Consider the following 16,720-nt stretch of genomic DNA (forward strand, 5'->3'; position numbering starts at 1 on the left):
GCCTTTGCCCACCCTACGGCAGCTTGCCTCAAAACTTCTCCACCCAGGGCCGCAGCTCCAGCTCCCAGCTCCAGGCGCTGCGCGGCTGCTGCAACACGTTCCAGTAGCTCTCCGCGATGGCATCGGGATCGAGCATCGAATCCGGCTTGTCCGGCGCTTCCGTGCGCGCTGCGCTCCTGATGCCGCCATCGATCACGAAATGGGCGACATGGATGCCTTGCGGCGACAATTCGCGCACCATGCTCTGCGCCAGCCCGCGCAGTGCGAACTTGCCCATCGCGAACGGCGCGGACTGCGCATAGCCCTTGACGCTGGCCGAGGCGCCGGTGAACAGGATCGCGCCGTGCTGGTTCGGCAGCATGCGCCTGGCCGCTTGCTGCGCCACCAGGAAGCCGCCATAGGCACTGACCGCAATGGCGTTCGCCACGTCGGCCGGAACGAGATCGACGAACGGCCCGCGCGCGCGGCCGCTGGCGTTGTAGACGACCACGTCGGGCATGCCGATCTCGCGTTCGACCAGGCCAAACAGGCGTTCGACCTCATCAGGCTCGGTGGCGTTGCAGGCATAGGCCTTGGCGCCGGTCTCGCTGCAGAGCGCGCCGAGTTTCTCGATTTTTCGCGCGGCCAGCGCGACGCGGATGCCCTGGGCGGACAACAACCGCGCCAGCGAGGCGCTCAGGCCTTCGCCGGCGCCGACGATGAGGGCCTTCTTGTATTTCGGGTGTTCCATGGCGTGATCTCTCGAAGACGGGAAGCCGCTGATCTATGCACGGTCCGCGCGGACAACCAGCCGGGACGATCACAATTCCGCAGAGCGAATTGCGCCCTCACGGCGATCATGCCTCCCTGACAATTTGCGGCTTTATCCGCTTTCGCGACTGGAGCATGATCGACATCATCCCAAGCGGCAAGCGCCAAATCAGCGCAAAATGACCGCAAGGCGGAAACGAAGAGGACGATCATGCGACAGCCGGCCCCCGCGCAGCCAAAACAGGTCGCGGCCGCACCATCCGGACTGCTGGCTCCCGATACCACCGGCATGAATTTCTACCGCGCCGATCAGGCACTCACCGATCTCCTGCGCATTCATCTACCGGAGACGCTATTCCGCCACATCGAGCCGCATCTCGATCGGCTGGGCGAACTCGCCGGCGGCGTGCTCGATGAATGCGCGCGGCTCGCCGACCGGCACACACCGGTGCTGCACCAGCGCGACAAGTTCGGTCGCGACGTGCAGTGGATCGAATACCACCCGGCCTATCGCGAGCTGGAGAAGGCCGCCTTCGGCGAGTTCGGCATCCACGCGCTCTCGATCCGCAAGGGCATCATGGGCTGGCCGGACAAATATCCTGTCGTCGCCAAGCACGCCTTCACCTTCCTGTTCAACCAGACCGAATTCGGCATGGGTTGCCCGATCAACGTAACCGACGGCTGCGCCAAGCTGCTCGCGAATTTCGGCAGCGAGGCGCTGAAGGCGAAATATCTCGACGGACTAACCCAGACCGACATGAGCAAGCTGACCCAGGGCGGCCAGTTCATGACCGAGAAGGAAGGCGGCTCCGATGTCGGCACGCTGACCACGACGGCCGTGCAGGAAGGCGACCATTGGCGCCTCACCGGCGAAAAATGGTTCTGCTCGAACGCCGACGCAAAGATCGTGATGCTGCTGGCGCGCCCCGAAGGTGCCGGCCCCGGCACGCGCGGAGTCGGCCTGTTTCTGATGCCGCGCTTCCTCGACGACGGCTCGCAGAACCACTACCGGATCGTGCGTCTGAAGGACAAGCTGGGCACGCGCTCGATGGCCTCGGGTGAAATCAAGCTCGAAGGCGCGATCGCCTACGCGGTCGGCAAGCTCGACCGCGGCTTCGTGCAGATGGCCGAGATGGTGAACTCGTCGCGGCTCTCAAATGGCGTCAAATCCACCGCGCTGATGCGGCGGGCCTACCATGACGCGATGACGGTGGCGAAAAACCGCGTGGTGTTCGGCAACCGCATCATCGACCTGCCGCTAGGTCGGCGCCAGATGCTGAAGATCATGCTGCCGGTCGAGCAGGCGTTGTCGATGAGCTTTCTCACTGCGGACGCGCTCGACCGCGCCGAGGCCGGCAGCCAGGATGCGGCCGCACTGCTGCGCATCCTGACGCCGACCTTGAAATTCCGCGCCACCCGCGATGCGCGAAAGGTCTGCGGCGATGCGCTCGAGATGCGCGGCGGCATCGGCTATATCGAGGAATTCGCGACCGCCCGCCTGCTCCGGGACGCGCATCTCGGTTCGGTCTGGGAAGGCACCGGCAACATCGTCGCGATCGATGCGCTGAGGCGTGCGGTCGGCCGCCACGGCGCCGAATCCGCGCTGGCCGCCGATCTGCATGCTCGCCTCGATGACAGCCCCTCGGTGCCGCAGGCCTGGCGCGACCGGCTGCACACGCTCACCGATCGTGCGGTGGGCTTCGCACGCGAGGTCGCGGGAAAGGCCGACAATGAGGCCGATGCGCGCCGCGCCACCAGCCTGCTCTATCATGTCCCCAGTGCCGTCGCGCTCGCCTGGGAGGCGCATCGTATTCACGACCTGCGGGGCGATGCGCGCAGGCTGTTGTTGTCGCGGCTGGTGATCGATCACCGGGTGTCGCCGAGCGATCCGTTCCGGCTGACGGAAAATGCCGTGCAGCAGAAGATCGCGGCGCTGCTGCTCGGCGATCGTGCAGGCAGCATGAGCGAGGTTGGCGAACTGGTCCTGGCAGCGTAGGCTGCACCCACGTTCGAAGCAAAAAAAGCGATAGGGAGTGCTCGATGAAGGCCGCCGTCCTCCATGAAGCCAACAAGCCCCTAGTCATCGAGGATGTCAGCCTGCCGAAGCCCGGCCCGCGCGAGGTCCTGATCCGGACCTCGGTCGCAGGTCTCTGCCACTCCGATCTGCACTTCATGGAAGGCCTTTATCCGCATCCGCTGCCCGCGGTGCTCGGGCACGAGTCGGCCGGTGTCGTCGAGCAGGTCGGCTCCGACGTCACCTATGTGAAGCCCGGTGATCATGTCGTCACCTGTCTTTCGGTATTCTGCGGCACCTGCGACAACTGCACCACGGGCCGCACGGTGCTCTGCACCGACACCACGGTGAAACTGCTGCCGGGGATGTCCAATCGGATGCAATGGGCTCGCTCCGAGAAGCTGCATCAGTTCCTCAACCTCTCGTCCTTCGCCGAGCAGATGCTGGTGCACGAGAACGCGATCGTCAAAATCCGCAAGGAGATGCCGCTCGATCTGGCCGCGCTGATCGGCTGCGGCGTCATCACCGGCTACGGCGCGGTCGTGAACACGGCGAAGGTGACGGCCGGCGAGACCGTGGCCGTGATCGGCTGCGGCGGTGTCGGCATGGCCGCGATCAACGGCGCGCAGATCGCGGGCGCCGGCCGCATCATTGCCATCGACACCAACCCGGCCAAGCTCCAGCTCGCGACCAAGCTGGGCGCCACCGACATCATTAATCCGGCAGACGGCGACGTCGTGAAGCAGGTGCGCGATCTCACCAATGGCGGCGTGCATCATTCCTTCGAGGTGCTCGGCCGCAAGGAGACCGCGGAGCAGGCCTTCGGCATGCTCGCCTCGGGCGGCACGGCCACCATCGTCGGCATGATTCCGTTCGGCCAGAAGATCGAGCTGCACGGCTTCGACTTCCTGCGCGAGCGCAGGATCCAGGGCTCATCGATGGGCTCGAACCATTTTCGCGTCGACATGCCGCGGCTGGTGGATTTCTACCTGCGCGGCCGGCTGCATCTGGAAGACTGGATCTCGGCCAAGCTGAAGCTCTCCGAGATCAACGAAGGGTTTGCCAACATGAAGGCCGGCAAGACGCTGCGCAGCGTGATCATGTTTGACAGCTGATGGCTCGATGACGCGGGTCGCCCAGGATTAAGGCAACTGGTCCGGGCCGGCCAAGTCGCCACGCGACTCTTTCAGGAGCAGCAGCGCCGCAGCTGTCACGAGACCCGTGGCGAGCAGGTACAGGGGCGATATGTTCAAACCGGGCCCTTCGATGACCAGATAGGAGAACAATCCCGCGGTCGACGCGATGAAGCCGAGCCAAGCAAGCTTCGGAAAGCGAAATCCACGTTCGCCGCGCCAAAGATCATGCACGAGGTAGTACACGAGAAGGCTGTTGCAGAGTGCCGCCGGCAGCACGCCCAGGACGATTCCGTTTTCGAACGCGAGATAGGATAACACGCCGTCGACCTGAGCCATCACCGCGAAGGGCACATAGCGCGGATTGAGGCAGGCCAGCGCGATCGACGCAAGCTCGAACGCGTAGAAGTACCGCTCGTGCATCTTCGGGAGCAGATACGGCATGAGCATGAGCGATACACAGGCGGCGAGCAGAATAAACTCCGGCCCCGCCCGTCGAGAGCGCGCGATGAAGATCGACAAGGCGAGCCCGCTCGCGGCCGCGAGCACCATGCCGACGGCGACTCCGATCGCGTACGGCAGTCCGCCAGCCAGCACCCAGATGTTCGCTGCGTTCATGGTGAGGCGATTGAAGGTGTGAGCTTGGTCCAGATAGACCGCGAACACGGAGACCAAAGATCTACCGGCGACCAGAACCGGAATGGCGAGAACCACATAGATCCCGGGAACGGTGGCGAGCCATGCCGGGTGGATCCTGCGGCGCAGAATCATGCCGAGCACGAAGGGTCCCAGGAACACGCCCTGAGCCTTCACCGAAAATGCCATCGCAAATGACGCAACGCCATTTCGGTCCCGCATGAACAGCGCGATGGAAACCAGCGTGAAGTACGTCCAGATCGAATCACTCTCCGCCCACACCGCGCCGTTGAAGATCACCGTCGGTGCAAGCCAGACAGCGCAGAAGGCCAGGGAAGCTCGCAACGGCAGCTTTGTCGCTCGCCAGACGATCTGGGCCACAGTGATCGCGCAGCCCAACTCGAATACTGCCGAGATCGCTTTCACGAGGGAAAGTGGCTCGCCTAGCCAATCAAATCGGGCGGCAATCAGCAGGAGGTAGCTGTAGAACGGCGTGTAGTTGGTAAAGGCTTCGGCCAGCCCGGCGACTCCGTGATCGCGAGCAAAGACATACCAGGGGATCAGATGCTGAATGGCGTCATCGGTCGCGTGTTCCCGGGCAACGTAGCGGAGCGCAAGGCCGACAAGTCCACATCCGATCGCGACGGCGATTGCAAGCCGCCAACTCTCTGGCTGCGTCTTGTTCGGATTGACGTCATGGCCGGGCCCGCGGATCGCGTCGATTCCAACAATGTCTTTTGTCACGCGATCACTCGTGAGGCTCCATTTCGTGACCCAACCTCTACGGGCCATCAATTCATAGCTGGATAACGTCTGGTTTCGCAGGTCTTAAGATTGCCGCGAAACGGTTGCTTGGTTAGCGAATGCTTTAGAGGAATTGACGCTCGTCGAAATGGCTGCCGCGGGAAGGTAAGCCCGGCAAGACCAAATCTTGACCAACTGATGAACTGTCCTGGAGCATGATTGCGGAGGCTGGAGCGGCACTATCGCTGCAAATGTCGCGTGAAGATCCGCACCACATGGCCCCTGACCCGCGGCGCCTCGTCGTAGAGGTCTGAGGCGAGCCGCTCGATGGTCTCGCGCAGCGACAGGAACTGGGCCTGCCGCGCGCTGCTTTCGGTGCCTTGCATGCCCGCAAGCTCGTCCATGGCGGCGTCGCTGATCTGGCACTGCACGACCTCGCCGTCGTTCAGCATGGTGAAGCGAAAGGCGAGCCGTTCGAGATCATGGCCAATGATCCTGTCGCGCATGAGTGGCATCAATTCGTCCCGTCGACCCCCGCGCCGAAAATGCCGAAAATCCCGCTGCTTGTCAGCAGCAAAGGCAATCCATGGCCTACTGAAATGCAACTTCGGCGAAACTGCGGAGCTTGCGGGAATGCAGTCGCTCGGATTCCTGCTGCTTGAGCCGTTCCAGCGCCTTTAAGCCGATCTCGAGATGCTGGCCGACGCGGCGACGGTAGAATTCGCTGGCCATGCCTGCGAGCTTGATCTCGCCGTGGAGAGGCTTGTCGGAGACGCACAGCAGCGTGCCGTAAGGGACGCGAAAGCGGTAGCCGTTGGCGGCAATCGCGGCCGATTCCATGTCGAGCGCAACCGCGCGCGATTGCGACAAGCGGCGAATGACATCGGGCCCGCTGATCTCCCAATTGCGGTTGTCGACGCTCGCGACGGTGCCGGTGCGCATCAGGCGCTTGAGCTCGAATCCTTCGAGCCCGGTGACGTCCTCGACCGCCTCCTCGAGCGCCACCTGCATCTCCGCGAGCGCCGGGATCGGCACCCAAAGCGGCAACTCACGATCGAGCACATGGTCCTCGCGCACATAGCCATGGGCGAGCACGTAGTCGCCGAGCCGCTGCGTGTTGCGCAGGCCCGCGCAATGGCCGAGCATCAGCCAGGCATGGGGCCGCAGCACGGCAACATGGTCGGTGACGTTGCGCGCGTTCGACGGACCGGTGCCGATGTTGATCAGGGTGATACCACGATAGCCGGGCGCGGCCAGGTGGAAGGCAGGCATCTGCGGCGTGCGCGCGGGCGCAACGCCCGTCGTCGCGCCGCCGCTGCGCGTGATCACATTGCCTGGAGCGACGAAGGCATCGAGGCCCGCCTCGCCAGCCTGAAGCCGCTGCTGGCAAAGCTGCGCGAAGGCGTCGACATAGAACTGGTAGTTGGTGAAGATCACGAAGTTCTGGAAGTACTCTGGATCCGTACCCGTGTAGTGGTAGAGCCGGCGCAGCGAGTAGTCGACGCGGGCTGCCCGAAACAGGGACAGCGGTTCGGGCGCGCCGGGCTGAAGTTCGAAAGTGCCGTCGGCGATGGCATCGTCCATGGTGGCCAGATCAGGCACGTCGAACGCATCGCGCAGCGACCGCGTCACCGGCGAATTCTCGCTGGTGGTGATGGCGGCCTCGATGTTGATGTCGCGGCGATAGGCGAAGTGAACGGGGATCGGTTCGCTGGACTCGCCGATTTCGACCGGGACGCCGTGGTTCTGGATCAACAGTCCGATCTGCTCTGTGAGATAGGTCCGGAACAGATCCGGCCGCGTGACGCTGGTCTCGTGCACACCGGGCCGCGCGACGAAGCCGTAGGCGAGCCGCGAATCCAGCCGCGCATGCGTCGCAGTGGTGATACGGACGAAGGGGTAGAAGGCTCGCACCCGCGTCGTGATTAACTCGCCGTTGACGTAAGCTTCGAACCGGTCACGCAGGAACTTCGTGTTGCGCTCGTAGATCTCTTCGAGGCGGGCGACGGCGAGGCCAGCGTCGGAATAGGATTCGGTGGCGATGGTAGGTGGAGATTGCATTGTTCGACGCCGGGTTGCTGGGGCTGAATCGAACTATAGCAAGAATGACGCCTCGCCGTCATCGCTCGCAATGACGGATGGGATGACGCGCTTTCGCGCGTCACTTCTCCCGGAACGCCCGCATGAACTGGTCGTGCAGCGGCTTCATCAGGTAGGACAGCATGGTGCGATCACCGGTCTGGACGAACGCTTCCGCGGGCATGCCGGGGATCAGCCTGGAGTCCCCGAGCTTGGCGACCTCCTCCGCGGACAGCGAGACGCGGATGGTGTAGTAGCTCTGGCCGGTGCGCTGATCGGTGGTGACGTCGGGCGAGACGCGGCTGACGACGCCGTTGAGCTCCGGCGTGGTGCGCTGGTTGAAGGCGGACAGGCGCAGCAGCGTCTTCTGGCCGATCTGGAGCTTGTCGATATCGACCGGATTGACCTTGGCTTCGACCTGGAGATCGTCGGCCTGCGGCACGATCAGCATGAGGGCGTCGCCGGCGGTGATGACGCCACCAACGGTATGCACGGTCGATTGCAGCACCATGCCGTCCTGCGGCGCGCGAATGTCGACGCGGCGAAGCTGGTCCTCGGCGGCGACCTTGCGCTCGATCATTTCGCCGATCTTGTCGTTGGTCTCGCGCAGATCCTTGGAGACCTCGCTGACCATGTCTTTGTCGACCTGGATGATCTGGAGCTCGGTCTCGGTGATCTTGCCCTTGGCCTGCGCCCGCGAGGCGATGTATTGCGCGCGCTCGCCGTTGAGGCGGGCGCTGTCGCGTTCGAGCGTGGTCAGACGGGAGATCTGCACCAGGTGCTTGTCATAGAGATCGCGGACCCCCACGAGCTCCTGCTGCACCAGCGAGATTTCCCTGTCCTTGGCTCGCTCCTGCGCGGAGAGGCCCTCGATCTCCTCGTTGAGCTGCTGGATGCGCTCGCGCAGCTGCGCCTTCTGGCCGGCGCGTCCGTTGACGCGGACGTCGAACAGCTTGGTTTCGGCGGAGAGCAGCGCCTTGACGTCGGGATCGTTGCCGCGATCGAGCAACGCTTGCGGGTAGTCGATCCTGTCGATTCCGCGCTGCTCGGCCTGGAGCCGCGCCGCACGCGCCTGCGCCGCGTCGAGATTCTTGGTGACGATGGCGAGATTCGCCTTGGTGACGGTGTCGTCGAGCCGCACCACGATGTCGCCGGCCTTGACCACGTCGCCATCGCGCGCACGCACCTCGCCGACCACGCCGCCGGTCGGATGCTGCACCTTTTTGACATTGGACTCGACGACGATCTGACCCGGCGCGATCAGCGCGCCCGAAATCTGCACCGTCGAAGCCCAGCCGCCGAGGCCGACCAGGAGGACCAGCACGATCCCAAGCCCGAGCATCAAGTGAAACCGGATCGACTGCCGTACGGTCCTCTTCGCGGCAGGCTTCGCGCCGCCGAGCGCCATCGTGCTCATGCCTTGGCTCCGCCTTCGCTGACGATCTTGATCGGCGCCGGCGGCGTCACGCGCGGCTGGAGCACCTGGGCGAGCACCTGTTCCTTCGGCCCGAAGGCCTGCATGCGGCCGTCGCGCAGCACCAGGATCTGGTCAACCGCTTCCACGCCGATCGGACGGTGCGCCACTACGATGACGATGGCGCCGCGCTCGCGCGTCGCGCGGATGGCGCGGGTCAGCGCCTCGTCGCCTTCGGTATCGAGATTGGAATTGGGCTCGTCGAGCACGATCAGGAAGGGGTTGCCATAGAGCGCGCGCGCCAGCGCCACGCGCTGCGCCTGGCCCGCGGAGAGCGCCGTGCCCTGCTCGCCGACCTGGGTGTTGTAGCCCTCGCGCATCTTGATGATCATCTCGTGCACGCCGGCTTCCTTGGCGGCGGCGATGATGCCGTCAGACGTGGCCTCGGGATCGAAGCGGCTGATGTTCTGCGCGATGGTGCCGCCGAACAATTCGACGTCCTGCGGCAGATAGCCGATGTGGCGGCCAAGCATGTCCGACGACCACTGGTCGAGCGCCGCGCCGTCGAGCCGCACCTTGCCGCGGACCGGCTGCCAGACGCCGACCAGCGCGCGGATCAGCGACGACTTGCCGGAGCCGCTCGGTCCGATCACGCCGAGGCCATTGCCGGCTTCGAGCGCAAAGGTGATGTCTTGCACGATGAGGCGCTGGTCGCCCGGCGGCACCATGGCGATACCTTCGACCGAGAGGCGGCTGGTGGGCGCCTGCAACTGGGTCGGCATCGTCTGCGCCGGCATCTGCTCGAGAAGGCGGGTCAGACGATGCCAGCTCTGGCGTGCCGCGACAAAGGATTTCCAGTGCGCGATCGCGAGGTCGACCGGCGCGAGCGCGCGTGCCGAGAGGATCGAGCCGGCGATGATGATGCCGGCGGTCGCCTCCTGGTGGATGACGAGATAGGCGCCGACCGCGAGCACGGCCGATTGCAGCATCATGCGCAGCACTTTTGCGACCGCGCCGAGACCGCCGGCGACGTCGCTCGCACGCTGGTTGCCGTCGAGATATTTTTCGTTGGCCTCGCTCCAGCGCGCGTTCATCCGGCCGGCCATGCCCATCGACACCATGACTTCGGCATTGCGGCGGCTGGCCTGGGCGAGATCGTTGCGCTGGGCGGCGAGCCCCATCGCCTCGCGCGCCGGCTGGCGGGACATCAACTCGGTGACCAGCGTCAACCCGACCAGGATGACGGCTCCGACCAGCGCGGTGACGCCGATCATGACGTGGAAGGCGAAGCAGATGGCGAGATAGAGCGGCAGCCAGGGCAGGTCGAAGAACGCGCTCGGTCCCATGCCGCCGAGGAAGGAACGGACATTGTCGAGATCCCGCAGCGGCTGAAGCCCCTCGTTGCGGCTGCCAACCAGCAGCGGCAGGCGCACGATGGTGTCGAACACCCGCTTGTTCAAGGCTTCGTCCAGGGCGGTACCGACCCGGCCCAAGATCCGGTTGCGGATCATGTCCAGCACGCCCTGCGCCATGTAGAGGAAACCGGCGAGGACGATCAGGCCGACCAGGGTCGGAATACTGCGGCTCGGCAGCACCCGGTCGTAGACCTCCAGCATGAAGATCGACCCGGTCAGATAGAGCAGGTTGATCATGCAGCTCATCAAGCCGACGCCGACAAACGCCGTGCGACAGGCGCGCAGCGCATCACCGAGCTCTGAGCGGCGGACGCCGGGAACGGCTGCCATCAGTCTGATCTCTTTCGGGTAGGGGCCAAAGTCCCTGATTTCAAAGGCAAATTCAGGAGTAATTGACCCGGATTAACATCGCGTTTGCGCTCATCGCTCAACGCAGTCGAACACCCGGGACCCCTATGGCCCACATCACCCCCGACCGACCTTGCACGCAAGTCCGGAATCTCACGATCTTGCGGCTTTTTCTTGCAGACATGTCACCTCTCCCCGGGCGGGGAGAGGTCAAAAGTTCGATCAATTGAACCCGGGCGCCATTAGAATCGGCCGCCGCCGCGGACCAGCCGCACCACCAGCAGCAGGATGACCGCGCCGATGGCGGAATAGATGATCTCCGATATCAGCCCGGTGCCGATGTGAATGCCGAGCTTCGGAAACAGGAAGCTTGCCACCAGCGCGCCGGCGATGCCGACCACGATATCGCCGATGATGCCGAACCCGGTTCCGCGCACCACCTTGCCGGCCAGCCAACCAGCGACGAGGCCGACGAACAGGATGACAAGCAAGCCTTCATTCGAAATGTACATAAATGAGGTCCCTCTCCGTGAACGGTTCCATGGAAGCGGAACCGGGATGAACGAGGTCTGAATGCTGTTCCCCCGTTCCCCGCTGGCGGTCCAAATATCATGACAGCGCGGTGACTGGCTCCGCCAGCACGCAGCGTGCTGCCCGGCCCGGCCCGACCTCCACATTCCCAGGCAATTGCTCCAGGCAGCGCGGCTGGGCAGCGGCGCAGCGGGGCGCAAAGGAGCAGTTGTGCGGCCGCTCGCCCAGCGACGGCGGGGTGCCGGGGATGGTCTCGAGCCGCTGTCCCCGCTTGGCCCCGTGGACGGTCGAGGCGAGCAGGCCCCTGGCGTAGGGATGCACCGGCGAGCGGACGATGTCGCGAAGCGTGCCCTGCTCCACGATCTGGCCGGCATACATCACCGCGACCCGGTCGCAGATCTCGATGGCGACCCCGATGTCATGGGTGACGAAGATGACGGACATGCCGAACTCGCGCTGCAGCTCGCGCAACAGCAGCAGGATCTGGATCTGCACGGTGGCATCGAGCGCCGTGGTCGGCTCGTCCGCGAGCAATATCTTGGGACGACACGCGAGCGCCAGCGCGATCATCGCGCGCTGACGCATGCCGCCGGACATCTCATGCGGATAGGCATCGAGCCGCCGTTTTGCGGAAGGAATGCGCACGACCTCGAGCATTTCGAGTGCGCGCGCCCTGCCCTCCGCATACGACTTGCCTTCGTGACGCACCACGCTTTCGGCGATCTGCGCGCCGATGGTGTAGACCGGATCGAGCGCCAGCGCCGGCTCCTGAAAGATCATCGACACGGTTTGGCCGCGGAACGACGACAGCTGCTCGTCGTTCATGGCGAGCACGTCGCAGCCCATGACGTTGACCTTGCCCGTGATCTGCGTGCGCTTCTTCGGCAACAGGCGCATCAGCGCGCGCAAGGTCACGCTCTTGCCCGAGCCGGACTCTCCGAGCAGGCCCAGCACCTCGCCGTCGCCGAGCGAGAGGCTGAGATCGTTCACGGCATAGACCGTGCGCTCCCCGGTGAAGCGGATGTTAAGGCCTGAGATCTCGACGAGCTTTGTCATGACGGAAGTTTCGGCAGCCTTTCGTGGTAGTCGGTGGCGCGCTGGAACGCGGCGCCGATGGTGAGCAAGGTCGCTTCATCGAACGAACGGCCGATCAGCTGCATGCCGATCGGAAGACCGCTTTTGGTGAAGCCCGAGGGCACCGTGAGCGACGGCAGGCCGAGGTAATTCACCGGACGGGTGAACAGCGTCAGCCGCTGCAACAGCGCCGGCGCATTCGGCCCGCCGCCAACGTCGCTCTCCTCGATCGTTGGCGCCGGCACGGGGGACGCCGGCGCGATCATCGCGTCGACGCCCGATGTCGCAGCGTTGTGCGCAGCGAGCGCAGGTCCGCGCCAGCGCATCGCCTCGAGATAGGTGATGGCGGGGACCGCGAGGCCGTTCTGGAGCCGCATCAACACCTGCGGACCATAATCCTGCGGCCGCTCAATCATCCAGCGCTTGTGGAAGGCGGCGGCTTCGGCTGCGAGCACGAGCTGGCTTGCCGAGGACAATTGCCGCTGGTCGGGCAGCTCGACCGTGACGATGTCGGCGCCCTCACGCTTGAGCACCGCGACGGTCTCGTCCAGCACGCGCGCGACCTCGCCGTCGAGATCATCGACATAGAAGGACGAGGGGACGCCGACCTTGAGGCCCTTCAGCGAGCCCTTGGTCGCGCCGACATAGTCAGACAACGGCTCATGACTGCAGGTCGAATCCTCAGGATCAGGGCCGGCCATCAGCGCCAGCAGCAGCGCGCAATCCTCGGCGGTGCGGGCGAGCGGGCCGACCGTGTCGAGCGACTGCGATAGCGGCATCGCGCCGGCGCGGCTGACCCGGCCGACGGTGGTCTTCAATCCCGTGACGCCGCAGAAATGCGCGGGCATGCGGATCGAGCCGCCGGTGTCGGAGCCGAGCGCCGCATAGGTCAGTCGCGCCGCGACCGCCGAGCCCGAGCCCGACGACGAGCCGCCGGTGATGTGCGCAGCGTTCCAGGGATTGCGAACCGGGCCGTAATGGGCGTTATGGCCAGTCGGGCCATAGGCGAATTCGGCGAGATGCAACGTGCCGAGGCGAACCTGGCCGGCGTCCTTCAGCCGCTGCAAGGCGGTGGAGGTGACGGTCGGAACGAAATCGCGGCGGATCAACGAGCCGCAGGTCGCGACGTGACCTGCGTCGTAATACATATCCTTGTGCGCGAGCGGCACACCGTGCAGCGGACCGCGGACTTCCCCCTTGGCGAGTTCGGCGTCGGCGGCATCGGCGGCCTTCAGCGCTGCCTCTGCCTCGATCGACATGAAGGCGTTGAGGTGCGGCTGCCACTGCGCGATGCGATGCAGCAGCGCACGCGTCACCTCATGCGAGGACACCTGCTTCATCGCGATCGCGCGCGCGACCTCGGTGAGCGTCATCAATGCGGGCTCGGTGCTCATTTCGAGACCTTGGCAGTCTGCGCGATCGGATAAAGCGCGGGCTCGAGATCGAACGGCAACGTGCCGGCAATGGCTGCAAAGCCCTCGAAGGCCGGTCCGATGGAATTGGAGATGCGCGTCGCGATCTCGTCGTCGACGGGAACGCCGGCGACCTGTGCCGTCGCCTTGATCTCTTTTGTCGTCGGTCTCATGCGGTTTCCTCCTTCGGCGCGCGGCTATGGCCTGAACCCGGGATCGCCATGTAGCACGCGGCCTCGTGGCCCATTCTATCGAGCGCGGTGAGTTTTGGTGTCGCATTTGCGCAGAGCGGCTCCGCAAACGGGCAACGGGTGTGGAAGCGGCAGCCCGAGGGTGGATCGATCGGATTGGGCGGATCGCCCGTGATCGGCGGCGTCTCGGTGCGGCGGTCCGGATCCGAGGACGGCATCGCGGCAAGAAGTGCGCGCGTATAGGGATGCGCCGGTTGGTCCCAGACCTGGTCGACCGGGCCGAGCTCGACGACCTCGCCGAGATACATCACCAGCACGCGATCGCTGATATAGCGCACGACGTTGAGGTCGTGACTGATGAAGAGATAGGTCAGGCCGAACTCACTCTTGAGATCGGCAAGCAAATTGAGCACCTGCGCCTCGACCGACTTGTCGAGCGCGGAGACGGCTTCGTCGAGAATCACCAGCCGCGGCGACAGGGCCAGCGCACGCGCGATGTTGACGCGCTGGCGCTGGCCGCCGGAGATCTCATGCGGGTAGCGGTTGGCAAAGTTTGCAGGAACCAGGCCCACTTTGCCCAGCAGCTCGCGCGCCAGCGCGCGCGCGGCGCCGTCGGCCATGCCGTGCACCTTTGGGCCGAAGGCGATCGAGTCCTCGATGGTCAGGCGCGGGTTGAGCGAAGCGTAGGAATCCTGGAACACCATCTGCATGCCGCGGCGCAGCTCGCGCAAGGAGAGCGACTGGCCGACGCTCATGCCGTCATAGATGATGTCACCGGTGTCGCGCGGCATCAGATGCATGAGCAGCCGCGCGGTGGTCGACTTGCCGCAACCGGACTCGCCGACGATGCCGACGGTCTCGCCCTTGGCGACGGTGAACGAGACATTATCGACCGCCCGCACGGTGCGCTTTGCGGCGAACAGGCCGCCACGAACCGGGAAATGCTTGGTGAGGCCGTTGACCTGGAGCAGCGGCTGGGCGACGCCGCCGAGGTCTTCGATCGGCTCCAGCATTGCGACGGAGAGGTTGGTTTCGCTCATGGCTAGTTCCTGATGTCCATGGCGCTGCGCAGGCCGTCCGAGAGCAGGTTGAAGCAGATCGAGACCGCGAAGATCATTGCACCGGGGAGCGCGGCGACCCAGGGGTTGACATAGATCGCGGTCCGCAAGGTATTCAACATCAGGCCCCATTCCGGCTCCGGCGGTTTGGTGCCGAGGCCGAGGAACGACAGGCCTGCCGCGAGGATCATCGAGACCGAGATCAGGCTGGTCGCGTAGACGAAGATCGAACCGAGCACATTGCCGAGGATATGAACGCGCATGATGGTGAACGGTCCCGCGCCCGAGGCGCGCGCGGCGTCGACGAAGTCCATGTTGCGCACCCCCGTCGTGACGCTTTCGGCAACGCGGGTGATCTGCGGCACGAACACGACGGTCAACGACACGATGGAATTGAGGATGCCCGCGCCCAGCGCGCCCGAGATCGCGATCGCCAGCAGCACGGACGGAAACGCGTAGAACACGTCGATCGTGCGCATGATCGCGGTGTTGAGCTTGCCGCCGACATAGCCGGCAACGAGGCCGAGCGAGGTGCCGATGCAGAAGGCGAGGATCACAGGCAAAATGCCGATGAGAAGCGACAACCGGCCGCCATAGATCAGCCGCGCCAGCATGTCGCGGCCGAGTTCGTCGGTGCCGAGCGGGTAGCCGGATGTGCCAATGTGCCGAAGGCGGCGGATCATCGAGCCCTTGTAGGGATCTTCCAGACCGAGCCACGGCGCAACGATCGCGGAGAGAAAGATCAGCAGCAGCACCAGCGCGCAGACCATGCTGACCTTGTCACGCCAGATACGACGGCCGACGGTCGCCCAATAGCCGCGCGCCTTGGTCGCGGGCGCGGACTGAAGCGCCGTATCGCTGGTGACGGACAACGGAAGCTCGCTCATCGCTAACCCCGTTTGATGCGCGGGTCGATCGCGGCTTGCGCGATGTCGACCATCAGATTGAGGAAGACGAAGAACAGCGCCAGGATCAGGATCGTGCCCTGCAGCAGCGGCAGGTCGCGCTGGAAAATCGCGGAGTTGAGCAGGAAGCCCGAGCCCGGCCAGGAGAACACCGTCTCGATCAGGATCGAGCCGCCGAGCATGTAACCGAGCTGAAGTCCCATCACCGCGAGCGCGGTGGGGGCGGCGTTCTTGATGACGTGGCGGAACACGCCGCGCTCATGCAGGCCTTTTGCACGCAGCGCCTCGACGAAGTCCTGGCTGAGAATGTCGCCGGTCAGCGCGCGCACCGTGCGAGTGACGATGCCCATCGGGATCACCGAGGTCGTGATCGCTGGCAGCACGAGATATTGCAAATGCGCCCAGTCCCAGGCCCAGGCGGCCGAGCCGCCGGGTCCGGCGCCGACAGCGGGCAGCCAGTTCAGCTGGACCGAGAAGATGATGACGAGCACCATGCCAAGCCAGTAATGCGGCACCGAAACGCCGGCGATGGCAAAGGAGGTCGCCAGCTTGTCGATCCAGGTCTCGCGGAAATAGCCGGCGATCAGGCCGAGCAGGATGCCCATGGTGAAGCCGATGATCGCCGCCGCAATCGCCAGCGTGACCGTGTTGCTGACCGCGCGCATGACCTCGGCGAGCACCGGGCGGCCCGTGGCGATGGAATTGCCGAGATCGCCATGAAGCGCGCGGAGCAGCCAAAGCCCGAACTGCACCGGCAGCGGGCGGTCGAAACCATAGGCTGTCCGGAGCTGCGCGGCGAGCTCCTGCGAGGCGTCTGCGGGGAGCACCGCGACGAGCGGATCGCCCGGCGTGATGTGCACGAGCAGAAAACACACCAGCGCGACGCTGATGACGATCGGGATGACGTAGACGATGCGTCTGGCGATATAGGCGAGCACGTTGTTTCTTTTCTTCCCTTCTCCCCTTGTGGGAGAAGGTGGCGCAAAGCGCCGGATGAGGGCTCTAACCCCGGATGC

15 protein-coding genes are annotated in these 16,720 nt (G+C 64.9%); 2 read left to right on the forward strand and 13 right to left on the reverse strand.

The genetic code is table 11. The features are described from left to right. Nucleotides 1-28: 28 nt before the first annotated feature. A complete protein-coding gene (locus BcanWU425_RS35145; protein ID WP_204513233.1) occupies nucleotides 29-730 on the reverse strand; it encodes an SDR family NAD(P)-dependent oxidoreductase in 702 nt (233 codons plus the stop codon). Between the two features lie 231 nt (nucleotides 731-961). Between BcanWU425_RS35145 and BcanWU425_RS35150 the strand changes: the two genes are divergently transcribed. Continuing rightward, nucleotides 962-2,746, forward strand: coding sequence for an acyl-CoA dehydrogenase family protein (locus BcanWU425_RS35150; protein WP_204513232.1), 1,785 nt, complete (start codon nucleotides 962-964; stop codon nucleotides 2,744-2,746). Between the two features lie 44 nt (nucleotides 2,747-2,790). Beyond that, the gene (locus BcanWU425_RS35155) at nucleotides 2,791-3,879 is read left to right on the forward strand and encodes a Zn-dependent alcohol dehydrogenase (RefSeq protein ID WP_204513231.1); all 1,089 of its coding nucleotides are present in this window, start codon (nucleotides 2,791-2,793) and stop codon (nucleotides 3,877-3,879) included. 27 nt (nucleotides 3,880-3,906) lie between these two features. On the opposite strand, the gene BcanWU425_RS35160 is transcribed toward BcanWU425_RS35155, so the two are convergent. From BcanWU425_RS35160 to BcanWU425_RS35215, 12 genes are all read right to left on the reverse strand, one after another. Next, on the reverse strand, nucleotides 3,907-5,277 hold the full coding sequence (locus BcanWU425_RS35160) for a hypothetical protein (protein ID WP_204513230.1): 1,371 nt from the start codon (nucleotides 5,275-5,277) through the stop codon (nucleotides 3,907-3,909). Nucleotides 5,278-5,516: 239 nt separating this feature from the next. Continuing rightward, nucleotides 5,517-5,783 carry a DUF1488 family protein gene (locus tag BcanWU425_RS35165; protein ID WP_231171036.1) on the reverse strand — a complete coding sequence of 89 codons (267 nt, stop codon included), beginning with the start codon at nucleotides 5,781-5,783 and terminating at the stop codon, nucleotides 5,517-5,519. An 85-nt stretch (nucleotides 5,784-5,868) separates the two neighbouring features. Next, nucleotides 5,869-7,338 carry an AMP nucleosidase gene (locus BcanWU425_RS35170; RefSeq protein WP_204513229.1) on the reverse strand — a complete coding sequence of 490 codons (1,470 nt, stop codon included), beginning with the start codon at nucleotides 7,336-7,338 and terminating at the stop codon, nucleotides 5,869-5,871. Nucleotides 7,339-7,438: 100 nt separating this feature from the next. Next, entirely contained in the window at nucleotides 7,439-8,773 is a 1,335-nt protein-coding gene (locus BcanWU425_RS35175) for an HlyD family type I secretion periplasmic adaptor subunit (RefSeq protein ID WP_085354331.1), read from the reverse strand. Further along, nucleotides 8,770-10,515 (reverse strand): type I secretion system permease/ATPase, encoded by a 1,746-nt coding sequence (locus tag BcanWU425_RS35180; RefSeq protein ID WP_085358019.1) that lies wholly within the window; start codon nucleotides 10,513-10,515, stop codon nucleotides 8,770-8,772. The genes BcanWU425_RS35175 and BcanWU425_RS35180 overlap by 4 nt, the downstream gene beginning before the upstream one ends. A gap of 260 nt (nucleotides 10,516-10,775) precedes the next feature. Further along, on the reverse strand, nucleotides 10,776-11,045 hold the full coding sequence (locus BcanWU425_RS35185; RefSeq protein WP_007605178.1) for a GlsB/YeaQ/YmgE family stress response membrane protein: 270 nt from the start codon (nucleotides 11,043-11,045) through the stop codon (nucleotides 10,776-10,778). A gap of 97 nt (nucleotides 11,046-11,142) precedes the next feature. Beyond that, nucleotides 11,143-12,120, reverse strand: coding sequence for an ABC transporter ATP-binding protein (locus tag BcanWU425_RS35190; protein WP_204513228.1), 978 nt, complete (start codon nucleotides 12,118-12,120; stop codon nucleotides 11,143-11,145). Next, a complete protein-coding gene (locus BcanWU425_RS35195; RefSeq protein ID WP_018457592.1) occupies nucleotides 12,117-13,532 on the reverse strand; it encodes an Asp-tRNA(Asn)/Glu-tRNA(Gln) amidotransferase GatCAB subunit A in 1,416 nt (471 codons plus the stop codon). Before BcanWU425_RS35195 ends, BcanWU425_RS35190 begins: the two co-directional genes overlap by 4 nt. Then, nucleotides 13,529-13,723 carry a hypothetical protein gene (locus BcanWU425_RS35200; protein WP_018457593.1) on the reverse strand — a complete coding sequence of 65 codons (195 nt, stop codon included), beginning with the start codon at nucleotides 13,721-13,723 and terminating at the stop codon, nucleotides 13,529-13,531. The genes BcanWU425_RS35195 and BcanWU425_RS35200 overlap by 4 nt, the downstream gene beginning before the upstream one ends. After that, nucleotides 13,720-14,781 carry an ABC transporter ATP-binding protein gene (locus BcanWU425_RS35205; protein WP_085383889.1) on the reverse strand — a complete coding sequence of 354 codons (1,062 nt, stop codon included), beginning with the start codon at nucleotides 14,779-14,781 and terminating at the stop codon, nucleotides 13,720-13,722. The genes BcanWU425_RS35200 and BcanWU425_RS35205 overlap by 4 nt, the downstream gene beginning before the upstream one ends. 2 nt (nucleotides 14,782-14,783) lie before the next feature. Next, nucleotides 14,784-15,686, reverse strand: a complete 903-nt coding sequence (locus BcanWU425_RS35210) for an ABC transporter permease (protein WP_018457595.1) — start codon at nucleotides 15,684-15,686, stop codon at nucleotides 14,784-14,786. Between the two features lie 2 nt (nucleotides 15,687-15,688). Then, nucleotides 15,689-16,642 carry an ABC transporter permease gene (locus tag BcanWU425_RS35215; RefSeq protein ID WP_085349306.1) on the reverse strand — a complete coding sequence of 318 codons (954 nt, stop codon included), beginning with the start codon at nucleotides 16,640-16,642 and terminating at the stop codon, nucleotides 15,689-15,691. Nucleotides 16,643-16,720 lie beyond the last annotated feature (78 nt).

The organism is Bradyrhizobium sp. WU425 (assembly GCF_021052305.1).
GTDB classification, from domain to species: Bacteria; Pseudomonadota; Alphaproteobacteria; order Rhizobiales; family Xanthobacteraceae; genus Bradyrhizobium; species Bradyrhizobium canariense_D.

What these genes read in the sequence shown, in the direction of transcription:
- BcanWU425_RS35145 (WP_204513233.1), bottom strand. Translation starts at nt 730, where the DNA reads ATGGAACACCCGAAATACAAGAAGGCCCTCATCGTCGGCGCCGGCGAA.
- BcanWU425_RS35150 (WP_204513232.1), top strand. Translation starts at nt 962, where the DNA reads ATGCGACAGCCGGCCCCCGCGCAGCCAAAACAGGTCGCGGCCGCACCA.
- BcanWU425_RS35155 (WP_204513231.1), top strand. Translation starts at nt 2,791, where the DNA reads ATGAAGGCCGCCGTCCTCCATGAAGCCAACAAGCCCCTAGTCATCGAG.
- BcanWU425_RS35165 (WP_231171036.1), bottom strand. Translation starts at nt 5,783, where the DNA reads ATGCGCGACAGGATCATTGGCCATGATCTCGAACGGCTCGCCTTTCGC.
- BcanWU425_RS35170 (WP_204513229.1), bottom strand. Translation starts at nt 7,338, where the DNA reads ATGCAATCTCCACCTACCATCGCCACCGAATCCTATTCCGACGCTGGC.
- BcanWU425_RS35175 (WP_085354331.1), bottom strand. Translation starts at nt 8,773, where the DNA reads ATGAGCACGATGGCGCTCGGCGGCGCGAAGCCTGCCGCGAAGAGGACC.
- BcanWU425_RS35180 (WP_085358019.1), bottom strand. Translation starts at nt 10,515, where the DNA reads ATGGCAGCCGTTCCCGGCGTCCGCCGCTCAGAGCTCGGTGATGCGCTG.
- BcanWU425_RS35185 (WP_007605178.1), bottom strand. Translation starts at nt 11,045, where the DNA reads ATGTACATTTCGAATGAAGGCTTGCTTGTCATCCTGTTCGTCGGCCTC.
- BcanWU425_RS35190 (WP_204513228.1), bottom strand. Translation starts at nt 12,120, where the DNA reads ATGACAAAGCTCGTCGAGATCTCAGGCCTTAACATCCGCTTCACCGGG.
- BcanWU425_RS35195 (WP_018457592.1), bottom strand. Translation starts at nt 13,532, where the DNA reads ATGAGCACCGAGCCCGCATTGATGACGCTCACCGAGGTCGCGCGCGCG.
- BcanWU425_RS35200 (WP_018457593.1), bottom strand. Translation starts at nt 13,723, where the DNA reads ATGAGACCGACGACAAAAGAGATCAAGGCGACGGCACAGGTCGCCGGC.
- BcanWU425_RS35205 (WP_085383889.1), bottom strand. Translation starts at nt 14,781, where the DNA reads ATGAGCGAAACCAACCTCTCCGTCGCAATGCTGGAGCCGATCGAAGAC.
- BcanWU425_RS35210 (WP_018457595.1), bottom strand. Translation starts at nt 15,686, where the DNA reads ATGAGCGAGCTTCCGTTGTCCGTCACCAGCGATACGGCGCTTCAGTCC.